23 protein-coding genes and 1 pseudogene are annotated in these 22,730 nt (G+C 37.6%); 7 read left to right on the forward strand and 17 right to left on the reverse strand.

Annotation, left to right across the window (positions count from 1 at the left end; all coding sequences use genetic code 11):
* Positions 1-4: 4 nt before the first annotated feature.
* From CWB75_RS01070 to CWB75_RS01085, 4 genes are all read right to left on the reverse strand, one after another.
* Positions 5-229, reverse strand: a complete 225-nt coding sequence (locus tag CWB75_RS01070) for a DUF2798 domain-containing protein (protein WP_138569656.1) — start codon at positions 227-229, stop codon at positions 5-7.
* Positions 230-293: 64 nt separating this feature from the next.
* Positions 294-1,436 (reverse strand): 5-(carboxyamino)imidazole ribonucleotide synthase, encoded by a 1,143-nt coding sequence (locus CWB75_RS01075; RefSeq protein ID WP_138569657.1) that lies wholly within the window; start codon positions 1,434-1,436, stop codon positions 294-296.
* 2 nt (positions 1,437-1,438) lie between these two features.
* On the reverse strand, positions 1,439-1,921 hold the full coding sequence (gene purE / locus CWB75_RS01080; RefSeq protein WP_138569658.1) for a 5-(carboxyamino)imidazole ribonucleotide mutase: 483 nt from the start codon (positions 1,919-1,921) through the stop codon (positions 1,439-1,441).
* Positions 1,922-2,074: 153 nt separating this feature from the next.
* Positions 2,075-3,661 (reverse strand): ABC-F family ATPase, encoded by a 1,587-nt coding sequence (locus CWB75_RS01085; RefSeq protein WP_076919581.1) that lies wholly within the window; start codon positions 3,659-3,661, stop codon positions 2,075-2,077.
* Positions 3,662-4,274: 613 nt separating this feature from the next.
* Between CWB75_RS01085 and CWB75_RS01090 the strand changes: the two genes are divergently transcribed.
* Positions 4,275-5,483: a porin gene (locus CWB75_RS01090; protein ID WP_138569659.1), complete on the forward strand. Its 1,209-nt coding sequence runs from the start codon at positions 4,275-4,277 to the stop codon at positions 5,481-5,483.
* A gap of 98 nt (positions 5,484-5,581) precedes the next feature.
* Here the strand turns inward: CWB75_RS01090 and CWB75_RS01095 are convergent, their stop codons facing one another.
* A complete protein-coding gene (locus CWB75_RS01095) occupies positions 5,582-5,764 on the reverse strand; it encodes a hypothetical protein (protein ID WP_010390016.1) in 183 nt (60 codons plus the stop codon).
* A 111-nt stretch (positions 5,765-5,875) separates the two neighbouring features.
* Between CWB75_RS01095 and CWB75_RS01100 the strand changes: the two genes are divergently transcribed.
* A complete protein-coding gene (locus tag CWB75_RS01100) occupies positions 5,876-6,397 on the forward strand; it encodes a TetR/AcrR family transcriptional regulator (protein ID WP_138569660.1) in 522 nt (173 codons plus the stop codon).
* Positions 6,398-6,764: 367 nt separating this feature from the next.
* Here the strand turns inward: CWB75_RS01100 and CWB75_RS01105 are convergent.
* Both CWB75_RS01105 and CWB75_RS01110 read right to left on the reverse strand, forming a co-directional pair.
* Positions 6,765-7,648 (reverse strand): annotated as a pseudogene (locus CWB75_RS01105) (alpha/beta hydrolase).
* Positions 7,645-8,154: a GNAT family N-acetyltransferase gene (locus CWB75_RS01110; protein WP_138569661.1), complete on the reverse strand. Its 510-nt coding sequence runs from the start codon at positions 8,152-8,154 to the stop codon at positions 7,645-7,647. The pseudogene CWB75_RS01105 and the gene CWB75_RS01110 overlap by 4 nt, the downstream one beginning before the upstream one ends.
* A 99-nt stretch (positions 8,155-8,253) precedes the next feature.
* Here CWB75_RS01110 and CWB75_RS01115 point away from each other — a divergent pair, with 99 nt between their 5' ends.
* Positions 8,254-8,457, forward strand: a complete 204-nt coding sequence (locus tag CWB75_RS01115; RefSeq protein ID WP_138569662.1) for a hypothetical protein — start codon at positions 8,254-8,256, stop codon at positions 8,455-8,457.
* 1 nt (position 8,458) lies between these two features.
* Here the strand turns inward: CWB75_RS01115 and CWB75_RS01120 are convergent, their stop codons facing one another.
* The 3 genes from CWB75_RS01120 to CWB75_RS01130 all read right to left on the reverse strand — a co-directional run bounded on the left by CWB75_RS01120 (position 8,459) and on the right by CWB75_RS01130 (position 9,824).
* A complete protein-coding gene (locus CWB75_RS01120) occupies positions 8,459-8,932 on the reverse strand; it encodes a GNAT family N-acetyltransferase (protein WP_138569663.1) in 474 nt (157 codons plus the stop codon).
* Positions 8,933-8,949: 17 nt separating this feature from the next.
* Complete coding sequence (locus CWB75_RS01125; protein ID WP_054200950.1) at positions 8,950-9,144, reverse strand: CPXCG motif-containing cysteine-rich protein; 195 nt, start codon at positions 9,142-9,144, stop codon at positions 8,950-8,952.
* Between the two features lie 92 nt (positions 9,145-9,236).
* Complete coding sequence (locus CWB75_RS01130) at positions 9,237-9,824, reverse strand: MepB family protein (RefSeq protein WP_138569664.1); 588 nt, start codon at positions 9,822-9,824, stop codon at positions 9,237-9,239.
* A gap of 128 nt (positions 9,825-9,952) precedes the next feature.
* Between CWB75_RS01130 and msrA the strand changes: the two genes are divergently transcribed.
* A complete protein-coding gene (gene msrA, locus CWB75_RS01135; RefSeq protein WP_138569665.1) occupies positions 9,953-10,549 on the forward strand; it encodes a peptide-methionine (S)-S-oxide reductase MsrA in 597 nt (198 codons plus the stop codon).
* 102 nt (positions 10,550-10,651) lie between these two features.
* On the opposite strand, the gene CWB75_RS19050 is transcribed toward msrA, so the two are convergent.
* Complete coding sequence (locus CWB75_RS19050) at positions 10,652-10,822, reverse strand: hypothetical protein (RefSeq protein ID WP_010390033.1); 171 nt, start codon at positions 10,820-10,822, stop codon at positions 10,652-10,654.
* A gap of 31 nt (positions 10,823-10,853) precedes the next feature.
* The gene (locus CWB75_RS01140) at positions 10,854-11,093 is read right to left on the reverse strand and encodes a hypothetical protein (RefSeq protein ID WP_010390035.1); all 240 of its coding nucleotides are present in this window, start codon (positions 11,091-11,093) and stop codon (positions 10,854-10,856) included.
* Between the two features lie 318 nt (positions 11,094-11,411).
* On the opposite strand from CWB75_RS01140, the gene CWB75_RS01145 reads away from it, so the two are divergent.
* The 3 genes from CWB75_RS01145 to bktB all read left to right on the forward strand — a co-directional run bounded on the left by CWB75_RS01145 (position 11,412) and on the right by bktB (position 15,356).
* The gene (locus CWB75_RS01145; RefSeq protein ID WP_010390037.1) at positions 11,412-12,293 is read left to right on the forward strand and encodes a LysR family transcriptional regulator; all 882 of its coding nucleotides are present in this window, start codon (positions 11,412-11,414) and stop codon (positions 12,291-12,293) included.
* Between the two features lie 182 nt (positions 12,294-12,475).
* The gene (locus tag CWB75_RS01150; protein ID WP_138569666.1) at positions 12,476-13,933 is read left to right on the forward strand and encodes an aerolysin family beta-barrel pore-forming toxin; all 1,458 of its coding nucleotides are present in this window, start codon (positions 12,476-12,478) and stop codon (positions 13,931-13,933) included.
* 229 nt (positions 13,934-14,162) lie between these two features.
* On the forward strand, positions 14,163-15,356 hold the full coding sequence (gene bktB / locus CWB75_RS01155; RefSeq protein WP_138569667.1) for a beta-ketothiolase BktB: 1,194 nt from the start codon (positions 14,163-14,165) through the stop codon (positions 15,354-15,356).
* A 195-nt stretch (positions 15,357-15,551) separates the two neighbouring features.
* Here bktB and CWB75_RS01160 read toward each other — a convergent pair whose 3' ends face one another.
* The 5 genes from CWB75_RS01160 to CWB75_RS01180 all read right to left on the reverse strand — a co-directional run bounded on the left by CWB75_RS01160 (position 15,552) and on the right by CWB75_RS01180 (position 22,616).
* A complete protein-coding gene (locus tag CWB75_RS01160) occupies positions 15,552-18,170 on the reverse strand; it encodes a beta-N-acetylhexosaminidase (protein ID WP_138569668.1) in 2,619 nt (872 codons plus the stop codon).
* 286 nt (positions 18,171-18,456) lie between these two features.
* Positions 18,457-18,765, reverse strand: a complete 309-nt coding sequence (locus CWB75_RS01165; protein ID WP_138569669.1) for a DUF6419 family natural product biosynthesis protein — start codon at positions 18,763-18,765, stop codon at positions 18,457-18,459.
* 121 nt (positions 18,766-18,886) lie between these two features.
* Positions 18,887-19,465 carry a cold shock domain-containing protein gene (locus tag CWB75_RS01170; RefSeq protein ID WP_138569670.1) on the reverse strand — a complete coding sequence of 193 codons (579 nt, stop codon included), beginning with the start codon at positions 19,463-19,465 and terminating at the stop codon, positions 18,887-18,889.
* A gap of 158 nt (positions 19,466-19,623) precedes the next feature.
* Positions 19,624-20,574: a cyclase family protein gene (locus CWB75_RS01175; RefSeq protein ID WP_138569671.1), complete on the reverse strand. Its 951-nt coding sequence runs from the start codon at positions 20,572-20,574 to the stop codon at positions 19,624-19,626.
* Positions 20,575-20,906: 332 nt separating this feature from the next.
* On the reverse strand, positions 20,907-22,616 hold the full coding sequence (locus CWB75_RS01180; RefSeq protein ID WP_138569672.1) for an amidohydrolase: 1,710 nt from the start codon (positions 22,614-22,616) through the stop codon (positions 20,907-20,909).
* Positions 22,617-22,730 lie beyond the last annotated feature (114 nt).

Genomic DNA, 22,730 nt, shown 5'->3' on the forward strand with positions numbered 1-22,730 from the left:
TACTTTAAGGCCGAATAAGTTTATTTGTCAGTTTATGTACAATGGGAGCAACAAATATAACTGTAGGAAAAGCAATGCAAAAGGCAAATAACCAGGCTTTAAGCCATATAGCTACAATATTTTCGACCATTCCTACATTAAAAATTGAAATAACAAACGACATAAAGCCTGACATGAAAAGTGCCATAAAAAAAGCGAACACAATAGTACGAAACTTTGGGTGGATCATTGAAAAGAAACCTTTAGAAGGTAAAGCGATAAATTGAATTCAACTTACCGCTTGATTTTTTAACTTATAATAGCGATTTGCTAGTAGCTAATACGCCTGGGTAATCCTGCTCTGGCAAGCATGATGTAAGTTCAGCTAGGCGGTTACCTAATTGCTGTAAACTCTCACCCGAAACATTAATATGCCCCATTTTACGACCGGGCTTAACGCCTTTACCATACCAGTGACTGGTTACATCCGCCGTTTTTAAAACATCAGCAGGAATATGTGCTTGGCCTAATACATTGATCATAGCAGTAGGTTGCTTAATTTGCGTATTACCCAAAGGTAACCCTGCAACAGCACGCATATGGTTTTCAAATTGCGAGCAGTGAGCACCTTGCTGTGTCCAGTGTCCTGAGTTATGCACTCGAGGAGCAATTTCGTTAACTAATAACGTACCCTGTACATCAAAAAACTCTATGGCCAATACACCTACATAATTAAGCTCATTTGCAATACGCGTAAATGCTGAGGTTGCTTGGCTCTCTACTAAGCTATTATCTTTACCGGCTAGTGAAAGGGTTAACACACCGTTTGTATGTTGATTTTCTGTAAGTGGATAAACTGCAACGTTACCCTCTTTGTCGCGCACGCCAATAATAGAGACTTCACGATCAAACGGGATCATTTTCTCAGCAATAATTGTGTGCGGTGCTTGCTCTGTACCTGAGGCAATAAAGTCGGCCATTTCAGCCCAAATAGTGTTTATCTCATCATCTGATTTTAAACGCCACTGGCCTTTGCCGTCATACCCAGCTTGGCATGTTTTTATTACTAACGGTTTGCCTAATGTTTTAACTGCTTGTTCAAGGTGCGCTTTTTCAGTAATAAGTTGGTATGGCGCACAAGCTACTTCGGTTTTATCTAACAAAGCTTTTTCAAGCGAACGATCACCACCGGTTTTTATTGCTTGTTTACCTGGATAAAACTTATTGCTATTACAGCAAAGCGTTAATACATCATCGGGGATATGTTCAAATTCAGCGGTAATCGCATCTGCATCATCGATAGCTTGCTCAAGTGTGGTTGCATACACTTGGTTGGTTAGCGGGTGCACAATTTGTTGGCTGCCAACATCATAAGCAACCACATTTAAATTAAGCGGTGCGCCAGCAAGGCTCATCATTCGCGCAAGCTGCCCAGCACCTAAAATTAATATAGTCATTATTACTCTGCAGGATTTGGGTTAGCTAGAATAGTGTCGGTTTGCTCTTTACGAAACGCTTCAATTTTGGCGAAAATTTCAGGGTTTTGACAGCCTAATATTTGTGCAGCCAATAAACCGGCATTAGATGCACCAGGCTCACCAATAGCCAATGTGCCAACAGCAACGCCCTTAGGCATCTGGCAAATAGACAATAATGAATCAACACCATTTAACGCTTTTGACTTAACTGGAACGCCTAAAACAGGCAATGATGTAAACGCTGCAGCCATACCCGGTAAGTGGGCTGCCCCACCTGCGCCTGCAATAATTACTTTAATGCCTCGTTCGCTTGCAGAACTTGCGTAATCAGCAAGTAATTGAGGAGTGCGGTGAGCAGAAACCACTTTAGTTTCATAAGCAATGCCAAATTTTTCTAGCATCAGCGCAGCGTGTTCCATGGTTGGCCAATCTGATTTAGAACCCATAATAATGCCAACAGTCATAAATACTCCTCAGTAATGTATTTTAAAAATAGCGGACTTATGTCCGGTTTTATGGCGGGTATTATATACTTAAATGCCGCAGTAATGCGACCAGCAGGCAATAAAAAAGCCATGTTAAACATGGCTTTTTTTTAATGCTGAAAATACTTGCTGTTATGCTTCTTTACTCGCCAAGTATTCGCTGTAGTTTCCTCTAAAGTCGATAATTTTACCGTCTTTAATTTCCCAAATACGGGTAGCAACTGATGATACAAACTGACGGTCGTGTGACACAAACATCAGAGTACCTTCATACGCTTCAAGTGCTAAGTTAAGCGCTTCAATTGATTCCATATCCATATGGTTCGTCGGTTCATCCATTAATAAGATATTTGGTTTATGCATCATGATTTTACCAAACAGCATACGACCTTGCTCACCACCTGAGATAACTTTTACAGATTTTTTAATATCGTTTTGTGAAAACAACATACGACCCAAGAAACTACGAACAACTTGCTCGTCATCACCCTCTTGCTGCCACTGCTCCATCCACTCAAATAAGTTCATGTCTTTTTCAAACTCATCGGCATGATCTTGTGCATAATAGCCAATGTTAGCATTTTCAGACCATTTGAACTCACCGCTTTTAGGTGCTAAGCGTCCTGCTAAGGTGTTTAATAATGTTGTTTTACCCACACCATTTTCACCAATAATGGCAATACGTTCACCTACCTCAACTAAGCCTTCTAAACCTGAGAATAAAGTTTCTTCGAAGCCTTGCGATAAGCTGGTCATTTCAAGCGCGTTACGGAATAACTGTTTTTCTTGTTCAAAACGGATAAATGGCGACTGACGTGACGAGGCTTTCACTTCGTCTAATTGAATTTTATCAATACGTTTTGCACGTGAAGTTGCTTGCTTTGCTTTTGAAGCATTAGCAGAGAAGCGCGATACAAACTGTTGTAGTTCTGCTATTTGGCTTTTCTTTTTGGCGTTTTCACTTAATAAACGCTCGCGAGCTTGGGTTGCTGCAAACATATATTCATCGTAGTTACCCGGGTAAATACGTAATTCACCGTAGTCAATATCGGCCATGTGTGTACATACCGAATTTAAAAAGTGACGGTCATGCGAGATGATGATCATAGTACAGTCACGTTGATTTAGAACATCTTCTAACCACTTAATTGTGTAAATGTCCAAGTTATTGGTAGGCTCATCAAGTAACATGATATCAGGGTCTGAAAACAACACTTGGGCTAATAACACTCGAAGTTTAAAACCTGGTGCGATTTCAGACATAGGACCGTAATGTTGCTCTGTCGCTATACCAACACCTAATAATAGCTCACCCGCTTTTGACTCAGCAGAATAGCCATCCATTTCAGCAAACTCAGTTTCAAGATCGGCTACTTTCATGCCGTCCTCTTCACTCATCTCAGGTAGGCTATAGATACGGTCACGCTCTTGTTTAATATCCCAAAGCTCTTTGTGACCCATAATTACAGTGTCGATCACTGAGTACTCTTCGTAAGCAAATTGATCTTGATTTAGTTTAGCAACACGTTCATTAGGATCTGTGCTTACATTACCCGATGATGGCTCAAGCTCACCGCTTAGAATTTTCATAAACGTTGATTTACCACAACCATTGGCACCAATTAAACCATAGCGGTTTGATTCACCAAATTTAGCTGAGATATTTTCAAATAACGGTTTAGCACCAAATTGCATGGTGATGTTAGCTGTACTAATAATAGCGCTACCCTCCAAGGGAGACTGAAGTATTTAAATTGCGCGCAGTTTAAACCAAATCAGCGTTTTTTTCTATGAAAGTTTAAAGCACAACCTAAAGTAAACAGTAGTTATTTATTAGCTATTGAAGGATTAAAACAGCCAAAGAGATGAACGAGTAAATGCGCAAAAAAGCGAAGTGAAATTCACTATTATGCTGTTAACGCGGTAAAAATATGTTTAATAAAAAAACAATCACCGTTACAGAAAAATAAATAATTTAAACGTACTAAATCGCTAATTGGTCGCATTTTACTTTTATTAACATTTAATACGGCTATATTAACGTTTTTTATAGCATTAGAGTTTTAGCTCTACCTATGCCGACAGTAGCAACTATGAAAAAAATTCAACTCTCCCCCTCCTGCATTTAATCCTAATGTCTTATTCCAAAATTAAATAGCGGTTTATACGGCTACAAAATAAATACAGCATTAACTTAAAGTGAACAAGCTGCGTATTTTGTATTAATTATCGTTGATAATTTTTCACTTTTGAGCCTTTTATTGCTTTGCTAGTCTGCACGACTTCGAATTTAGTAATTATAAAAACGTCTTTTTTAGGCAAGGCACACACAATGAAAATAAAATTAGTATCGCTCGCGATTGCAGGTGTTTTAACAACACCGAGTGTTTCAGCAATTGAAGTATTTAAGGATGAAAAAAATACAGTCGCTATTGGCGGCTATATAGATGCGCGAGTAATTAATACTCAAGGTCAAAATGAAGTGGTTAATGGTGCCTCACGAATTAATTTTGATTTTAAACGTCAACTAAAGAACGGCTGGGAAGCAATGGCTTTAGTTGAATGGGGTGTAAACCCTGTTGGCAGTAGCGATATTGTATACAACAACCGTTTTGAATCAATTCAAGATGAATTTTTGTATAATCGTTTAGGTTATGCAGGACTTAAACACGACAAATACGGCCAAATTACTATTGGTAAACAATGGGGTGCGTGGTTTGACGTAGTATATGCAACTAACTACAGCTATGTTTGGGATGGCAATGCCGCAGGTGTATATACCTACAACAAAGACGACGGTGCTGTAAATGGTACGGGACGTGGCGATAAAACATTGCAATACCGTAATAGTTACGGTGATTTTGATTTTAGTGTACAAACTCAGTTAAAAAATAGCGCATTTTATACCTGTGATGTAAGTGATATTACAGAATCACAATGCCAGGCTAATTTTGAGTCAGGCGATACTGCGGCGCAACAAGTTGAATTTAACTATACATTTGGCGGTGCAGTAACTTATAACGTAACTGATAAGCTAAAACTGACTGCCGGTATTAACCGCGGCGAGTTTGAATTAACTTATGGCGACGGAACAACCCGTTCAGTTGACGATTTAATTTACGGTGCCGGTGTTATTTGGGGCAATATTGATGCGCCAGGTTTATATGTAGCTGCTAATATCAATAAAAACGAAAACCACGACACAGATAACATTGGTCGTTTAATTAAAGATGCTATTGGTATTGAAACATTTGTGTCTTATCGTTTTGAAAACGATTTTAGACCATTTATTGCCTACAACTTATTTGATGCAGGTGATGACTACGTAATTCAACCAAACTTTAACGCCGATCCTAACGATGTATTTAAGCGTCAATTTGCTGTTATTGGTGTGCATTACTTAATAGATCAAAACACCCAACTTTATGTAGAAGCGCGTAAAGACTTTGGTGATTTTGAAAGTGATAATAAGCAACAGCAAGCACAAATGGAACAATCGGAAGATGACGGTATTGCTTTTGGTTTTAGATACGTTCTTTAATGGCCTGTTGAGCTTTCAAGCTTAAATTTGCAAAGTTAAACTGACTAAAGCCCTGCAAAATAGCAGGGCTTTTTTTATTGTTCTTGCAGAAGGTTTAACTACTTTCTCTTAAATGCTTTTTTTAACGCACGCGTCCCCTCTTTTGGCCCTAAAATAAGCCACAAAAACACAACCCCACCTGGGACTAAAACAGCTTTTAGGATTGGGCCGAGAATAAAAGAATAAAAATAAATAAGTGGAATAAAAAGTACATAACCAATAACACGTTTGATAAACTCCATGTATCATCTTTAGATTAATTGAGCATGCTCATAAATTTAATTGAGCGCGCTCAATTAATCAAGTACTGGTTTAAGCTCAACATCCAACAAAATTATAAAGCATTGAATACTATGAGTAAAAAAGAAAAAACACGGGATAAAGTTTTAGCTTCAGCATGGGAGCTTTTCTTACTACAAGGTTATGACCACACATCGACAAGAGAAATTGCTGTTGCAGCTAATGTGGCAGTTGGTACTGTGTTTAGTCATTTTGAAAATAAAATTGATCTGCTTATGGCAGGTATGCAACAACAAATTGAAGTTATTATCGAGCAAGCAAAGCAATCAGATACTCAGCGCCCTCCTCGGTTGAAATTACGCCACTACGCTCACCCTCTATATTCCTTTTATTGTGAAAACAGTGAATTTAGCAAATTACTAATTAGCGACATCATTTGGCGTGAGGATTTTTTTAAAGCACAAATGGATGAATTTAAAAAACTACTACTTAGTGAACAACCAGAATTTGATGAAATAAAAGCAAGTGTGATGATGGACTGCTATTTTATGACCCTGATCACAGGCTTAAACGACGAGATACCAAATGCAGAAGCCATGCTGAGACAACTGAGCAACAAAATTGCATTGTTGTAACGTCAATTATAAAAAGCTGGAGTTTAAGTCTGTGTATTACTGAACCATTGATGGAAAACCCGATGTTAGCTGCAATTAAAATGTCTAACTTAGAACATCTAAATAATTACATTGTTGCTTTGTTTAATTTGGTTTTCCTGTTCCTACACAACTCACTTAATAAAACGCGTAGATATAAGTTAAAAAAAACGCCCAATACACGCCAACAATTTCCCCCTTCCTTGATTATATTTTTAAAAAATTCACCTATTGCTAAGACTTGTTTTAAATCAAACAAAGTATGATGTGTTCTTTAGAGTGGATGCTCCACCAGCAGTAAAGCAATAAAAATCAATGCAAACTATATTTAATTGATCACCGTCATTAATTAATCAGAAGGCGTGTTAATTTGCGAGCTCAAGAACGCCGTATAATTTAACAGTGCTTTATCGACACTCAGTGCAGGGTTTTGATTATGTTCAGCATTACTATTAATTGTACTTCCCCACTTAAGCCAGCTGTTTGGATGTTTTGCTAAACTAGTAACTAAATTATTGTATGCACCTAACATTAAAAAGTGCTCTGCCCCACCGACAGTGATATATAAGAATGTCGGTTGTTTTATACAATTTATATTTTTTTTAAAAATGTATCAAACCGCTTAGTCACTGTCATATCGTCATACCAAGCGGCTGGGCTAAATACAAAGTAACCATTGAATAACTTTGGTTTAGTATGCAGCGTGTATAAAGTAAAGCTGCCCCCAGCTGAAAATCCGGTCAAAATTCGATTTTCAGTTAATGTGTAGTTGGCCTCTAAATAAGTAAGTAACTCTTGCTCTAGAAAAGCTAAAAACAAATCAGCTTTACCAAAAATTTCAGGTGAACTTTCATGTTTAGGTCGAGGATTTGTATTAACGTCCTTCCTTGCATAAGGTGGCACAAGATCACGATTTCTAGTATCAGTAAAAAACTGATTTGGTATAGCAACTAAAATAGCCTCATTTAATGTACTTTCATGATTTAATGCTTTTAAGGCTTTATCCCAATTAGCTAGATTAAAATTACCATCTGTTTTTATAATAAGTGGATACGCTTTATTTTTGTCAAAACTATCGGGTAACCTTATAAATACTTTTCGTGACTCTTTAAGCACTTTCGAATCTAGGGTTACATCAACAAACTCTGAAACATCATTTTGATAATAGCTAAACCCAGTTATTGCAAGCCCAAATACACTAGCCGTAAGCAACATATTTAAAATAATTCTCATGCGCCATCCATTTTAGTTAATTGCTTATGCCATACACCGTTATTAAGTTGCTGGTTAAATACAAAGCCAAGCTTAGTGAGTAAGTTATAACAGCGTACATTTTTACCATGAATTTCTGCGTATAGATGGTCAATGTTTAAAGAGCGATGTATCTCACTGACAAAACCTTTAAGTACTTCATGCATTAAGCCTTGTTGCCAATAAAAAGGATCAAGCTCAAAGCCCAAATAAGCAGTTTTAGTTTGGTTATTAATGTTATACAAACCACAAGTACCAATTAAGTCGCCAGACATATTATGTTCAATCGCAAGCCGAACACCTTCCCCTTGATAATAACTCGATATATCATCTTGAATTAATTGCTTAACATGCTCTTTATTTAGCGGCGTTTTATAATCGTTAAACTCATAAACGAGGGGATTATTTAAAATTGTTAATAGCGCTGCGCCATGTTTGTGGGTAATTAAACGCAAGGTAACGCGGGGTAATTTTATCGTTTTAAACATGCCTATGCCAAATAAAGTAAACGCGCTTTAAATAGCACTTTATAGAACGTCATTATTAACTTACCATATGGTATTCACAAGCATTAATTAAGATAAACTATGAGCGACAATTTTAAAGTAATACAACCAACTACTACTGTTTACTGCCCAAAACGTGGTGAAGGTTGGACCCTTACCGGCATTACTAATATTGATGAGTTCACATCGGTTATGTTTGATGGCGTACGTTACACCTTACCAGCGAGAGAAATTGTGGAGGAGTTGCTGCCTAACCAATTAGCGCGTGAACAGCAAAATAGCTAACTTAAACATAATCTATTACTTTAACCATATAAACGCAGTTATCTGGTAATGGGCTTGAATCTTGATTCGTCTCAACTATAAATCCTAGCTTTTTATAAGCCAAAACTGCTGCTAGGTTATTTTCATAAACAAACAATGAGCTATCAGTAACATTTAAGTTTAAGTGCCCATGCTTACATAATTCTTTAATCAGGGTGGCTGCAACTCCCTCCCCCCTGTATATAGGGTTTACTACTAAACGAGCCAAATGGCATTTGTTTTTTCGTTGATAATATTGCCCAAAAGCGAATAATTCGTTTTGTTGTCCAGCCAATACAAAAGAAGCCGAGCCACCAAGGTTTAAGTCCTCAATAAAAGTCTTCTCTGTAAATGGGTATCTAAAGTATGGGCCAGCCCATTGAGTTATGTCATGTTGACTGTTAAACCAGCTCATTAGCTCGAGGATATGCGTATTATTAAGTGGTTGTAATGTCATTCGGCTGAGTAAATCCTTTAAAATGCCTCATCTTCACTGTATACATTTACATTAAGTTCATCGTTATCTTCAAATACGACAAACGAAATAGGCCTGCAACACACTTGGCAGTCTTCTATGTATTGCTCATCAATATCAGCCACATCAATTAATACTTCTATAGATTCGCCACAGTAAGGGCAACTAATCGACTTTTCGGTTAACTGGTTCATACCTTACCTACTATTCGTATGACTGTATGATCTCACTTTAGTAAATAACTCTATATAAAACAATGCTGGTAAAGTGACTTAATAATTCAAATTTAAACAGCGTTAGCTAAAATTTTGTTTAACTTAGATAAATCAATTAATTTATTTTGATCTTGCTTTAAGAAATAATCGCATTGCCAACGCTGAGTAACTTTAGCAGAATTACTAAATGTGCCAGTCCCTTTAAAGGCTCTGCTTTCGCTCCAAGGTGGAAACACTCTAAAAGCTGTTTTACCCTTAGAGTTTAAAGAGCTCACTATGCCTTTTTTTAGTAATACATTTACGGGGAACATGAACAAGCCTCGTTCAATATTTGTTACTTGGTTGTTCGTAGAAGTTAAACCTTCGCTGGTAACCTCTACGAGTAAATAATCAAATTCATCATTTAACGGAATTGGCTTATTATTTCTACAATCCGCTGGGCGTTTCCATAGTGCTAAAAAAGCGCCAGGTCTATCTGGTGTAACTTTAGCCTTTCTGTAAATTATGCGTTTTTGGTTTAAAGTAAATGCATAGCCATGGTATTGGGCATTGTGGTCATGAGAAACGAGTTCATCAGCGCTTGGCAGTTTATAGCCTAAAGAAGCAAAACTGGTTTGCAAAAGTGTGGTTAATTCATTACGCGAATTACTGGTTTCCATTTATAGAGTCCATTTTATATAAAGCGAGTTTAAAACAAGTTACCTGCTACACAATGAAAGAGTATTTACAGTTAGCGGGTCTACTATAACAAGCATTTACGCACTCACACACTAGGTTGATAATTTTTATGAATAAAACACTCGTATTTGCAGTCACTTCTGCCGTACTTTTGACTAGCTCATTTGCTCATGCTAAAACCGAACAAGCTATTTTAGCAGGAGGCTGTTTTTGGTGTATGGAAAGTGACTTTGAAAAACTCGAAGGTGTAACCGATGTGATCTCAGGTTTTACTGGCGGTGAAATTAAAAATCCTACTTACAATGGTAATCATCGAGGCCATTACGAAGCCGTTCTGGTTACCTACAACACTGATGCATTAAGCTATCAAGATATTTTAAACCATTACTGGGTTAACATTGATCCTTTTGACGCCAAAGGTCAGTTTTGCGATAAAGGCCCAAGCTACCGTAGCGCAATTTTTGTAGCTAATGAGGAACAGCGAAAGCTAGCTCAAAAATCTAAACAAGCCGTTATTAGTGAGTTTACTAAGCAAACAGTGGTAACCCCTATTCTTGATGCGAAAACCTTTTACCCGATAAAGGGCAAAGAAAGTTATCATCAAGATTACTATAAAAATAACCCTATTCGTTATAATACCTATCGCTGGCGCTGTGGTCGTGATAACCGCCTAGAAGACATTTGGGGCGATAGAGTTACTCACTAAGTTTATAAAAACCAAAAAGGCTGTAAAAAATGCAGCCTTTTTATTTATTCACTTATCTCGCTAACTAAAAAAATTTATTTTTCAAGACGGTTAAATAGCTTTCTACAATGACGATTTCTTTTTTATAGGAAACATCTTAAACCAAAACGCCATTTCAAAAACAAAGCCCGCAATAATAAAAATAAATAAGCCAGTAGTGCTACCATAAGAATAACAAGCAATAGCGGCAATAATTAATGCAGCTAAAATCAACCATTTTATAAATATATTCATCTCTAGTACCTTAGATTTAAATTAGTAGCTATCAATTATTTCTTGATTCTTTAATAAAGCGATATCTAAATTCAGATAAGTAACCGAGTATCATAACCAACATAGTAGAATTTAAATCGCCATTAATAAGTAGCGTCCATATATACTCTTTAGTATTAAAACTGATATATACACACATTATAAAAGCAACAATGCTACAAGCCTTAAACATCCATGAATATTCCCCAAAAAAAGAATCGAATACACTCTTATCTATTGGTTTACCTTCCATAATAACTCTCTGCTTTTTATAGCGTTTTTTATTGAGTTTGTTAATCGTAATACCTAGCTTATTACGTGTCTATTGTATTGTTTGATTAAATGTTACTAATTATTTCTAATGAGTTATTTATTATAAAATTACTAATACTTTCCTTCAGTACTTCCTATCCTAAAACGAGTAACTAAATCATTTAATACAAAGGTAAAATTTTTGTTGCCACAAAAGGGACTAATGGGTACTTTAAATAAATGATTAGTTTTATGAATCTAACCAATAATTAAGTACTAAATACGATTTTATACCTCAAATTTATACAGGAGATTTACCTTGCTTGATATAATCGCGCTTTTTATAAAAGTAAATGATTACAAAACATTTAATGAAGCGTCAGTAAAGTTAAATATTCCTTTACCCACTTTACAAAGAAAAATAAAAAAACTTGAAGAAGACTTATCTTTAGCGTTGTTTTATCGTGAAAAAGGAAGTTTGCGATTAACAGAGCCAGGAAAGAGCTTTTATAGCCATTGCTTAGCTCACGTAGAGGGTTTACAAAGTACGCTGTGCAATTTTAAGAACTCTAGTGAAAATAAAGTGAGTAAAATTAAATTAATAGCACCGCAAAACTTTATAAAGAGTGTGTACTTCTCAGGCGTTATAAATCAATTCACCCTACTTTATCCAAATATTAAGATTCATATGATGCTATCAGATGAACGCCTTGATTTAAAAGCCACCGAGTTTGATTTAGCTATTAGAATTGGAAAATTAGATAGCTCACAAAATATATGTAAAGTCATTAACCAAATGAGCTTTGTTTTAGCTTGCTCATCGAGTTTAATTGAGCAATATGGCATACCAAGTAATTTTGACGATTTAGCTAAACTCCCCCACATATCGTGCTCGCCATTCGAAAATTGGTCTTTTAAAGCAAATAAAAATGAAAAAGTAATTTTTAAACCTCAACCCAACTTTATTTCCAACGATATAGAAATGTGTGCCTTAGCTGCCATTGAAGGAAGAGGTGTTTATTATGGTCCAAAATATTGTTTATTACCGCATATAAAAGACGAAAGCTTGGTTGAAGTATTAACGCAATTCAAACCTATTAAACGAGATGTAAACCTGATATGGCCTGATAAATTAATCCCAAAAAGCACACGCTATCTAATCGATTTTTTAGAGTACTCTCTCAAGGGGGTAAAAATGTAGCTACAATAGCACTATAGTCTTAATGAATTTTTGTAATATTTAAGCAACTAATATTTTTGAAAAACCAACTTTCATTTAACACTCTATAAAAATATAGCGAGTTCTTTAGAATCAAAATCGGTCCAAAATTAGATTATTTAATTAGGGCCTAATTAAAATATGATTTTAAAGGATGTAACTTAATGAAAAAAATAATACCTCTATTGCTGTTGTCTCACACAAGTTTTGTAAGTGCTAATACAACTGCAATTTATCCAGATCAACTTAAAAATGAAAGCTTAGGTGCTGGAGTTTGCTCAGCTGATAATAGACTAATTACAAAGGCTGAAGCGCAAACCTATAGAAACGAACTTACTAACAAAATGGGTAAGTGGCAAATAACGGGATTAGCTAATGGCTGGGTTATTATGGGCTCTGGCTACGCAGGTGAAATAAAACAAGGGTCTGCTGTAAATTCTTGGTGCTACCCTAACGATCCTATTAATGAGATCCCTAAATTAAGCCCCGTAAAAGTAGCGCCTGGCAGTCAAAGCCAAATTGAATGGGACTTAGTAAACCAAAAAGAGGATTTTATAAAACCCCTATCATATCTTGCTCACACAATGGGTTTTGCGTGGGTTGGTGGAAATCGCTCAAGCTATGTGGGTGATGACATGGAGGTATCTAAAGCTGGCTCTGGATGGAAAATACAAGGTTATAATGGGGGCAGCTGTGATGGTTATCGATGTGATGAAAAGTCAGCTATTACCGTATCTAACTTTGAATATGTGATGGATAACGAATCATATAAAATAACAGGTGATATTGTTGCTGCCGACAAAGAACTAATTAAAACGTTAACAGTCCCTGCAGTGAATGACACGTCAGCAGCTCAAATGTCAGTCGTTACCATTGAATACGATGCAGCTACTAATTGGTCTAAAACAAATGACTACAGTATTTCTGAGTCAGTTACCTTATCCAATACATGGAAATCCCCTTCAGTTACTGGCGGATCAGACACTTCGTTATCGGTTACTATAGCAGCAGAGCAAGCATGGGGAACAAGTAACGGCGGCTCAGAAGCTGAACGTGTTGTTGTACAGGCAAGAACCAATGTACCAGCATTTACAAAGCTTAATGCTAAGGTCGATTTGTTTAAATCATCAATATCGTATCCTTATTCATTCGATGCTGATATTACTTACGATCTATCAATAAATGGTTTTATGCGTTGGGGAGGCAATGCTTTATTGAGCCATCCTGAAAACAGACCTAATGACACTGCTAATTTTGTAATAGGCCGTTGGGCAGGTCAAGAAAAGAGCATTGAGTATCAATGGGAACACCGCTATATACCAGGTGAGAATAAAAAATGGGATTGGCCTTGGATGATACAACAAACAAGCTTATCAACAATGCAATACTATTTAAGTCATGTTTTAAGACCTAAAAAAACAACCCTAACAGGCCACTTTTATGCACAAAGCCAATTTGCTGGTAGCGTTTATTTTGGTGATGAAACCCCACTGGTTACTAACCAAAGAAGTAAGCGAAGTGTTTCAGCTAGTGATTACTCAAGTGCAGAAAAGTTAAAAAAAGAGTTTGAAGATGCTGGTTTTAAAAATGTAGTTGTTAATATTGAAATGATTGATTTATAAATCCCCGTGGGCTCTCATAAGGAGAGCCCTATTTTATAAATTTACACAAAAATATAATTATCACACGCCTATTTTACTTCCACTTTATTAGAAAACACATACAGCTCAACCCAACCTCGCCATTAGTTTATTTAAAAGTTATGCTTTGATGTTAGTAGAAGTATTGATCTCCTTTGTCTATTTAACATATTTCAGCAAAAGTGATTATAAAAATAATAAGAGAACAGCAATGACACAAAATACAAACAACAGCGTAGTAATACTCAGTGCGGTTCGTACCGCAATTGGTGGCTTTGGTGGCAGCCTTAAAGATTTTAGCCCCGCTGAGCTTGGCACACTGTGCGCAAAAGAAGCCCTAACTCGGTCTAAGCTTACCCCTGACCAAGTTGGTTCATGTGTGGTAGGCAAAGTTATTCATAACGGCCCAAAAGACGCTTACCTATCAAGGGTCATTGGACTAGATGCAGAGTTACCTATAAGCAGCCACGCTGTAACGCTTAATCGCTTATGTGGCTCTGGCCTTGAAGCCATTATACAAGCGGCACAACAAATTCAATTAGGTGATGTAGATGCAGCCCTTGCTGGCGGAGCAGAAAGCATGAGTAGCTCTGCCTATACCCTCGAAAGTAATCGCTGGGGGCAAAAAATGGGTAATAGCAATATGGTTGATGAGCTTACCACGACCTTACAAGACCCATGGGATAATAACCCGATGGGAATAACTGCTGAAAACATTGCAGAAAAATATTCAATTAGCCGCGAGCAGCAAGATGAGTACGCAGCAAAAAGCCATCATAAAGCTGCAAAAGCCATTGCTGCAGGTCATTTTAAACAGCAGATTGTGCCAATAGAAATCAAGTCGCGAAAAGGGACGCACATTTTTGACACCGACGAACATGTTCGCGCCGATACCACAGCCGATAAACTTGCATCTTTAAAGCCCTACTTTAAAAAAAATGGCACCGTTACCGCAGCAAGCTCATCAGGTATAAACGATGGTGCAGCCATGTTGGTACTTATGTCAGAGCAAAAAGCAAATGACCAAGGCTTAAAACCGCTCGCTCGTTTAGTGGGTTATGCCAGAGCAGGCGTTGATCCTACTTTAATGGGTATCGGCCCTATTCCTGCAGTACAACAGGTATTTGAAAAAACCGGCTTAACCATCGACGATATGGATGTGATTGAGTCTAACGAGGCCTTTGCAGTACAAGCACTGTGCGTTGCTAACGAGTTAAACTTTCCTGCGCATAAGGTAAACCCGAATGGCGGCGCAATTGCGTTAGGGCACCCTGTTGGCGCAACGGGCGCCATACTAACCACCAAATGCTTGTACGAACTAAAACGAATTAATGGCAAATATGGGCTAGTCACAATGTGTATTGGTGGTGGGCAAGGCATTGCGGCTATTTTTGAGGTGCTTTAGTTTTTGACCTCATTAGGTTTAAACATAAGGGCTCCATTCACAAGGAGCACTAAGAGACGCTTTGCTTTTAAAGGAAACAAACAATGTGTAAGGCTATTTTACACATTTCCTTTTCTTGCATTTCTCTTTGTTTCGATCTCACCTCTTTAGCGCATCCATAAAATAAATGGGCAGTTTTAAACTGCCCACTTATTTTTAATTTACCTTCTTTTCTCGACTATAGCGGTCATCAATAGCTTTAGTACGCAATAAAACGTCACCAGCTACTGAAACTTTTTTAGTATATTCTTGCCAGCTATCTCCATTATCTTCACTGTATTGAATTACCATATCAGGTAAGTCAACGTTAGCTTCGAGTTTACCATTAACTATTTGACCACCGGGTACTGGTAAATAATATTCCACTTCATCTTGTGAAAGTCGACCAAACTCTTTATGTACCAACACACTGGCAAACTGCGCCCAAGATTTTGCTTGTTGCTCACTATCATTGTTACTTTCCCAGGCTGCCTTATGCCAAGCTCTTTGCGCCAGAGCAATCAACCTTGGGTACACCATTTCATTTAGCTGGCTAGGTGTTCGAATTGTTTCGCTCCACACTTGCCCTTGCATTCCAAGAATGTTCTCTGGCTTTTTAAGCGCCATTAATTCTCGGCCAACGTCCGCCTCAAGATTCACAATAGGCGAACCATCGCGCATAAAGTCGGCATTTGCATAAAGGTTATCTGGCTTAAAGCCAAATACTTTTTTAGTATTAGTATAACGAGAAGCCCAGTAATAACCGCGTTCTTGAGGATGAGCTTCATATGGGTGATCGAAGTACAAATGAGTTGCCGCAGATAAAATCACTTTATAGTCTTCATTTGCCAACCTATAAGCTCTATCGGCTACTCCAAATTCCCAAATGTTATCCCATGCGTTTACCATAACCTCATTGTCACCATACAACTTGCGATTAAATGGCGTGATCGCATCAGACATCATGCCATCTTCCCATGCCCCCATGCTGATCCCTTTTTTATTTAGAATTTCAGCAACTCGAGCAGTAAAGTAGGGTTTAAGATCGTTAACCCCAGCAACACCATTATCTACTTGGTTAAAAAGCACTTTGCAAGCATCTGACTCAGTCCAAGAACCACGCCCTACTTCGTCGCCGCCTATATGGAACTTAGTTATTTTAAGCCCAGCTTCACGATACATTTGTTCAAATTCGTAAACGATCTTATCAACAAAACGATAGGTTGAATCAAGACACACATTAACAGAATTATCAGTATAATTTTGTACTGTTAAATATTCAGACGTATCACCTTGCTCAGAAAGTAAAAACGCGTTTGCTTGCTTCGGCTTACCCTCTGCCATAAGTCTATTGTATCTGGCTTCCATTGATTTAATTGCGGCTCGGGCATGGCCAGGCATATCAACTTCAGGAATAATCTCAATATGGCGAGCCGCAGCGTATTTTAGAATTTCTACAAAATCATCTTTGCTATAAAAACCATTGCCCACTCCCTCACTACTTGGTCCAGTACCCAACTGAGTGAGCAAACAATTTTGTTCACTTAAATCAAAACAGCGTTTTCCACCAATCTCAGTGAGTTCGGGTAGATCAGGAATTTCAACACGCCACCCCTCATCATCTGTCAAATGCAGGTGTAACTTATTCAGTTTATACCTTCCCATTTGCTCTATCAGTTGCAACGTAACCTTTTTAGAATGAAAATTACGCGCCATATCATAATGCATACCTCGCCAAGTAAAGCGCGGGCTATCTTTCACTTGTAGCAGTGGTATATTTACTTTGCCGCTTTTCTCTGTTCTTGTCTGAGCAGGAATAAGTGCAAGTAAGCTCTCAATGCCATAATAGGCACCCGCATTATCAGAGCCAATAATCACTATGTTGTCGTGACTAATAGCTAATTGGTAGCTCTCAGCTTTACCGTTTTCAATACTCGGGTCTACTTTAATTTCAATAAGCGATTTACCTGGCTGGCTAATATGATTCGCTTTAGCATCAAGCTTTATACCAGTGTTTTCCTGAAATTCATCTGCTAAATATTTACTTTCACTAGATAATCGGCCAGCGTAACTAATTGCCCATTGCTCATCAATAACAACTTTGCCACCAAGTTCTTTAACATCAACTGGCGTAGGAATAATTTTAGTTTGAGCTTGTTCTACTGATATTGCATGCTCTTTCATCGCTTTATCTTGGTTGTTACTATCAAAACGTCGCTTTGCATTCACAATGGGGAACAAGTCTTTTGGGTTACTGTATCGGAGTAACTGTTTGTCTTTAACAAAAGGTTTTACATAATCTTTAGCATTACCCGTTGCGGTATTTGCGAACGTAGCCGCTTTTAACTTACCATTTTCATCCGGACTTACAATAAATGCATTGGGCATGAAGTCGCTATCGCTAACTATCCAAACCTTGCCATTAACAAGCAACTCTATCGACTCATTAACTGCCAGCCCTCTAAACTCCTTTGTTGGGGTTATTCTATGTAAATCACCCATTACATGCTCAACCAACAACCCTTTTGTAATTGTTTTATCAAGTAGTCGGATATAGTGAATATAAATTTGCCAATCACTCTTTCCAGCCGGCAGATCCACAGTTGAGTTATTAGTGATAGCAATACCGGCTTGGTGCTTGCCCTCACCCTGATCAAAATTATCTTTTGTTTCAAAGACTAGTTTGGCGTTATCAGCAAAGTTAGCTAAGTTAGTTTGCAACAATTGTGCATTCGCACTCATTGACAAGGTTGATAATAGCAATGACGCAGTTAACCTCTTAATTGTTAACTTCATAAATTCTCCAAAAATTAAATTGCTATGCTTTAAGTCCATGTTATGACGTCAAAGCTATTAAGCTCTAAGAGCTTGCGTTGTTATTGTTTTTTAATTAGCTGTTGTTTTTATAAACAAAATGACACTACCCACTTATGACAACGCTGTCAAATCTATTAGATGGTTACTCTTATATGACTCAAATTGCTTATCTCTGTTAAAAAGAGCTTTTAAAAAACGATGAGGAATGTGAATAGAAAAAGGAAAACAATAAAAAGCTTGCCTCAAACGTTGGCAAGCCATTCGTCTACAAAACGTGTTTTGAAATTAATTTTCTTACGCCTAATAAAACACCACCAAATGAGATTAAAAATAATATTAGTAAAAACAGTAATGTTTGGGTGTTGCCTATATCTGTAGCTGGGCTGCCAATAACTGCAAGCGTATTAATTAACAGCAGTATTAAGCTTGATTGCAGATAGCCCTTGTAACCTATAGCCCCTGCAAACAACAGCATAATAAATGAACCTGATATTGCAGGCGTAAAAGGTGCCGCAGCGAGTAACATACAAACAAACGAAAATATAACAGCACATCCAATTATTACTTTAAACATAACAACCTCCTTGATAAATGGCTTTAAATCCACCAGCTATTTATAACTGTATTACTAAAAATCGTATTCCCCCTAAGGGCCCAAAACTAATTTTTAGTTTATTAATACCTCAATATAAAAACTACCTATTCCCAAACTGCCGTTCACAGGGCTCTCCGTCTTTATCACCGTCCATTTTAGTATTTGGGCAATGTTGAATAAAAAATAATGCCTCTGCATACGAGGTCATTTGGCTACAATGTTGGCGGCCATCACAGCGAAATGCTTGCTGTGTTTTAGTAAGTGAGTTTGAACTAGCGGGCATAAATGACTCTAAATTAGCGTTAGTCACTACAGGTGTTTGCTTGGTATTTAAAAAACCGGTTTTATACACACTAAAACCAATACTAAAAATAATACCAAGTGTTATAAGTTTCATTAAAGGTGAGTTCTTACCTGAGGTTTTACTTATTCTAACCGGCCTTGATGAAGCTTTTATATGTGGTTGTGCGAGTACGCCCTCAATACGGCAATTTACAGCTTTAGTTTTGCCGTTAGGCTCGGTTGCTACTTCAAAGTAAATAATGTCGCCAACTTTAGGTTTACGGCTCATATGTTTGAGCGACGATATGTGTATAAAGGTATCGTGTTGCAGTAAGCTTGATTTAATAAAGCCGAAGCCTTTATCGTCATTCCACGATTTTAATAATCCTTTATTCATTCTTGAATCATCCATTTAATAGCTGTTAATTTTACAGCCTGTGCTTTTATCATGATAAAGAAAAATACTCTTTGTGTATGTTTCTTATTTTAAAAAACGGCAATGCTGTATATAAAAACAGTACCCGTCATTAACCCTACTCTTTATTCAATTATTAGTTACTGTGTAAGTGCAAATACGCGTAATGCCGAGCCGGTGCCACCACGTACTTTAAGCGGCGGCACAATGGCAATAAACTCATAGACTTTTTCTTTTGCTAGCTCCTCAAGGAACAAGTTTTCTATTATGTAAATACCGTTATCTGCTAATAACATCATATGTACCGGAAAAACCTGAAATGAGGGTTCTGTAGCAATAGGTGGGCGTTTTTCAAAAGTAAGGGTGTCATTACCCACAACACTTGCACCAGCCTTTATTAAAAACTGTGCACCACTTACACCAACGCCTGCAGCATGTTCTGCAATATATTGCTGTGGGTTATTAGCAAAATATTGCCCCCACCCCGTTCTAATAAACACAGTATCGCCTTTTTTAATTTTTACACCTTGCGATTTTGCTGTTCTTTTTAAATGTGACGCTGTTATGTCAAAATCTGCAGCCAATGGGGTATCGTCACCGTTAATAAAGCGAGCCACATCAAGTAATACCGTTCGGTTACTCAATAAGTTTACAGGATAATGATCAATTCCTAAGTCACCCCCTACACCACTGCGTCCTATTCCTCTGCGATCATTGGTCGCTTGCGCCGCATCTACTCCACCATACAGTAAACCATCTCGACCAATATGACCTAACGCATCAATAGTAGGACCTCCATGGTGACCACTCCATTGCATTATTTCTGAGGTGAATGAGAGCTGATTGTTATCACCAAATGTACCACGTGTATCAGCATGGGTTGCATTAAGTGCCATTGAGTATTTTGGGTTAACGGACGCTATTGGGGAATTTTCATCCCAATTATGAGACAGGTCATAGGTTTTGGCATGACTGACAAGAGTAATAAACTCTTCAGTTTGCTTCGATTTACTTAATTCTTTGCTATTGGTCGCTAAGCTCGAACAACTAATTAAAAAAAACATAAACGACATCAACATTGCCAGTTTCATCGTATCTCCTTATCTGTATATGTTTAACACGCTATCCAAAAAAATAGCGACTAAAATAAGCCGCTACATGCATTCTCACAATAAATTAGTACATTTTTTCATTTTCAACCCTTAAGTTTGATTATTATTCGCTTAACCGAGCATTTAAAAATTAGCATATGAATTCAAAAGCAAACAAAAAAGGGACAATTTTTTACAAAGAATTAACCGTTAGAAGTTTTATAAATATTCATTAAATCTCAAACTTCACTTGCATCTCAAGGCTGAGGTTTAATACGACGGCGACTAAAGCCGTCGTATAGTTAAGCGTTAAAATTGTTTCATGTTGAATATCAATTTGAATATACAACATGACCTTCTTTAATGCTTTGCACTATTTTTATATCCTTAATAGTAAGTGGTTCCACTTTTAAAGGGTTGTTACTTAAAATGACGAAATCCGCGAGTTTTCCCTCAGCTAGCGTACCTTTACTTGTTTCTTCAAAGTATTGAATAGCAGCCCATTGCGTTAATGTTTTTAACCCTTCATAAGGCGTTAAACGTTGATCCGGCCCCAATACTTTACCCGAACGCGTAATACGATTAACCGTTGCATCGAGCACTCGCATTGAATTTGGAAATGTCACAGGGGCATCATGGTGAGAAGTAACCGTTAAACCAGCCTCAACTACATCTCGTGATGGCGAAATATAATCTGCCCTTGGGTGCCCCAAAACAGACTCCACATGCCAATCGCCCCAGTAAAAAGTGTGCATAGGAAACAACGATGGGAGGATCCCTAAATCTACTAAATCCGGGATTTGATCTTTACGTAAAGTCTGGCCGTGAATCATCACGCTACGGTGATCATCATACCCATAACTTTTTTTAGCCACTTTAATAGCTTTAATATATTGGTCAATCGCTGCATCACCATTGGTGTGAGCAATAATCTGCCATTTGTTTTTAAACGCCGTGTTTATATGTTTAATGGCCATCTCATCACTCAGGATAGGATAACCTTTATAGTCCAGCGGTTTACCCTCCGGTGGCGTATGATAATGTGATGATAACCAAGCCGTTTTTCCTTGTGGTGAACCATCTAAAGTTAATTTAACACCCCCTATTCTGTATCGATTAACATAACTGCGATCTGAGTTATAAAATTCGGGCTTAACAGCTGACTTATTCCAGACGATGTCAGGGTATGAAACAACATCAATGAATAGCGATTTTTCACGAGCTGCTCTTTCTAATGCCGAAGTCGCATCCGCTGTGGTGCGGCCATCTTGAGCAGTTAAATATCCATTTTTAGCATACTCCACCTGAGCAAGCTCAATGGACCTCTGTTGTACTTCAGCATCAGATTTAGTGGCAACAATAGGCAGTAATAGATTAAAAAAAGCCGCTTCTTCAAGCACGCCATTAGGACTATTATCTGCCAAACGTCTAATTACACCGCCTTTAGGGTCTTTGGTATCCTTTGTGTAGCCACCTACTTCTAGAGCTTTTGAATTGACACTTGCTAGATGACCCGATTGATGCATTATAAGCACTGGGTATTTAGACGAAATTTTATCTAGAACATCTTTAGTTGGATGTTGTTTTTCGCTAAGCTGCGAATCGTCATACCCATTCGCTAACACCCAACCAAATTTTCCGATAATGAACTTCCCTTCAGCAGACTCCATCCACTTTTTGGTTGTTGTCACTAAACTATTAAAATTTGCACCGGGGCCATCGGGAGGGGGTAATAAATTTGCCAATTGCGCAATTAAACCCGTATTGTACATATGGCTATGGGCATCCAAAAAACCGGGTAAAAGTGTTTTCCCTTGAAGGTCTTTGTTTTGTAGATTGTCAAACTTTTCTCTGGCTTTCGCTAAGCTACCAAGGTAAACAATCCGCCCTTCTGACTCAACTAAAGCTTCCTCATAATGCGGCTTTTCTCCTTCCATAGTGAGAATATCTCCGCCGTAATATATAACCGGATCAGCTGCTAGCGCGCTTGTTCCAAAACAAAATAATACTGATGGTAATAAAAAACGTAATCGCTTTGTCATTTTATCTTCCCTGTAAATATAGCTGTATTAAATTTAGCACATGATGTTTTAAACAAAAACATAAAGTGACACCCATAATTAATATATTAAAATTGTGTCACATAATTTACTAAT

Origin of the sequence: Pseudoalteromonas sp. S1608, from assembly GCF_005887265.1 — a bacterium.
Lineage (GTDB): Bacteria > Pseudomonadota > Gammaproteobacteria > Enterobacterales > Alteromonadaceae > Pseudoalteromonas > Pseudoalteromonas undina.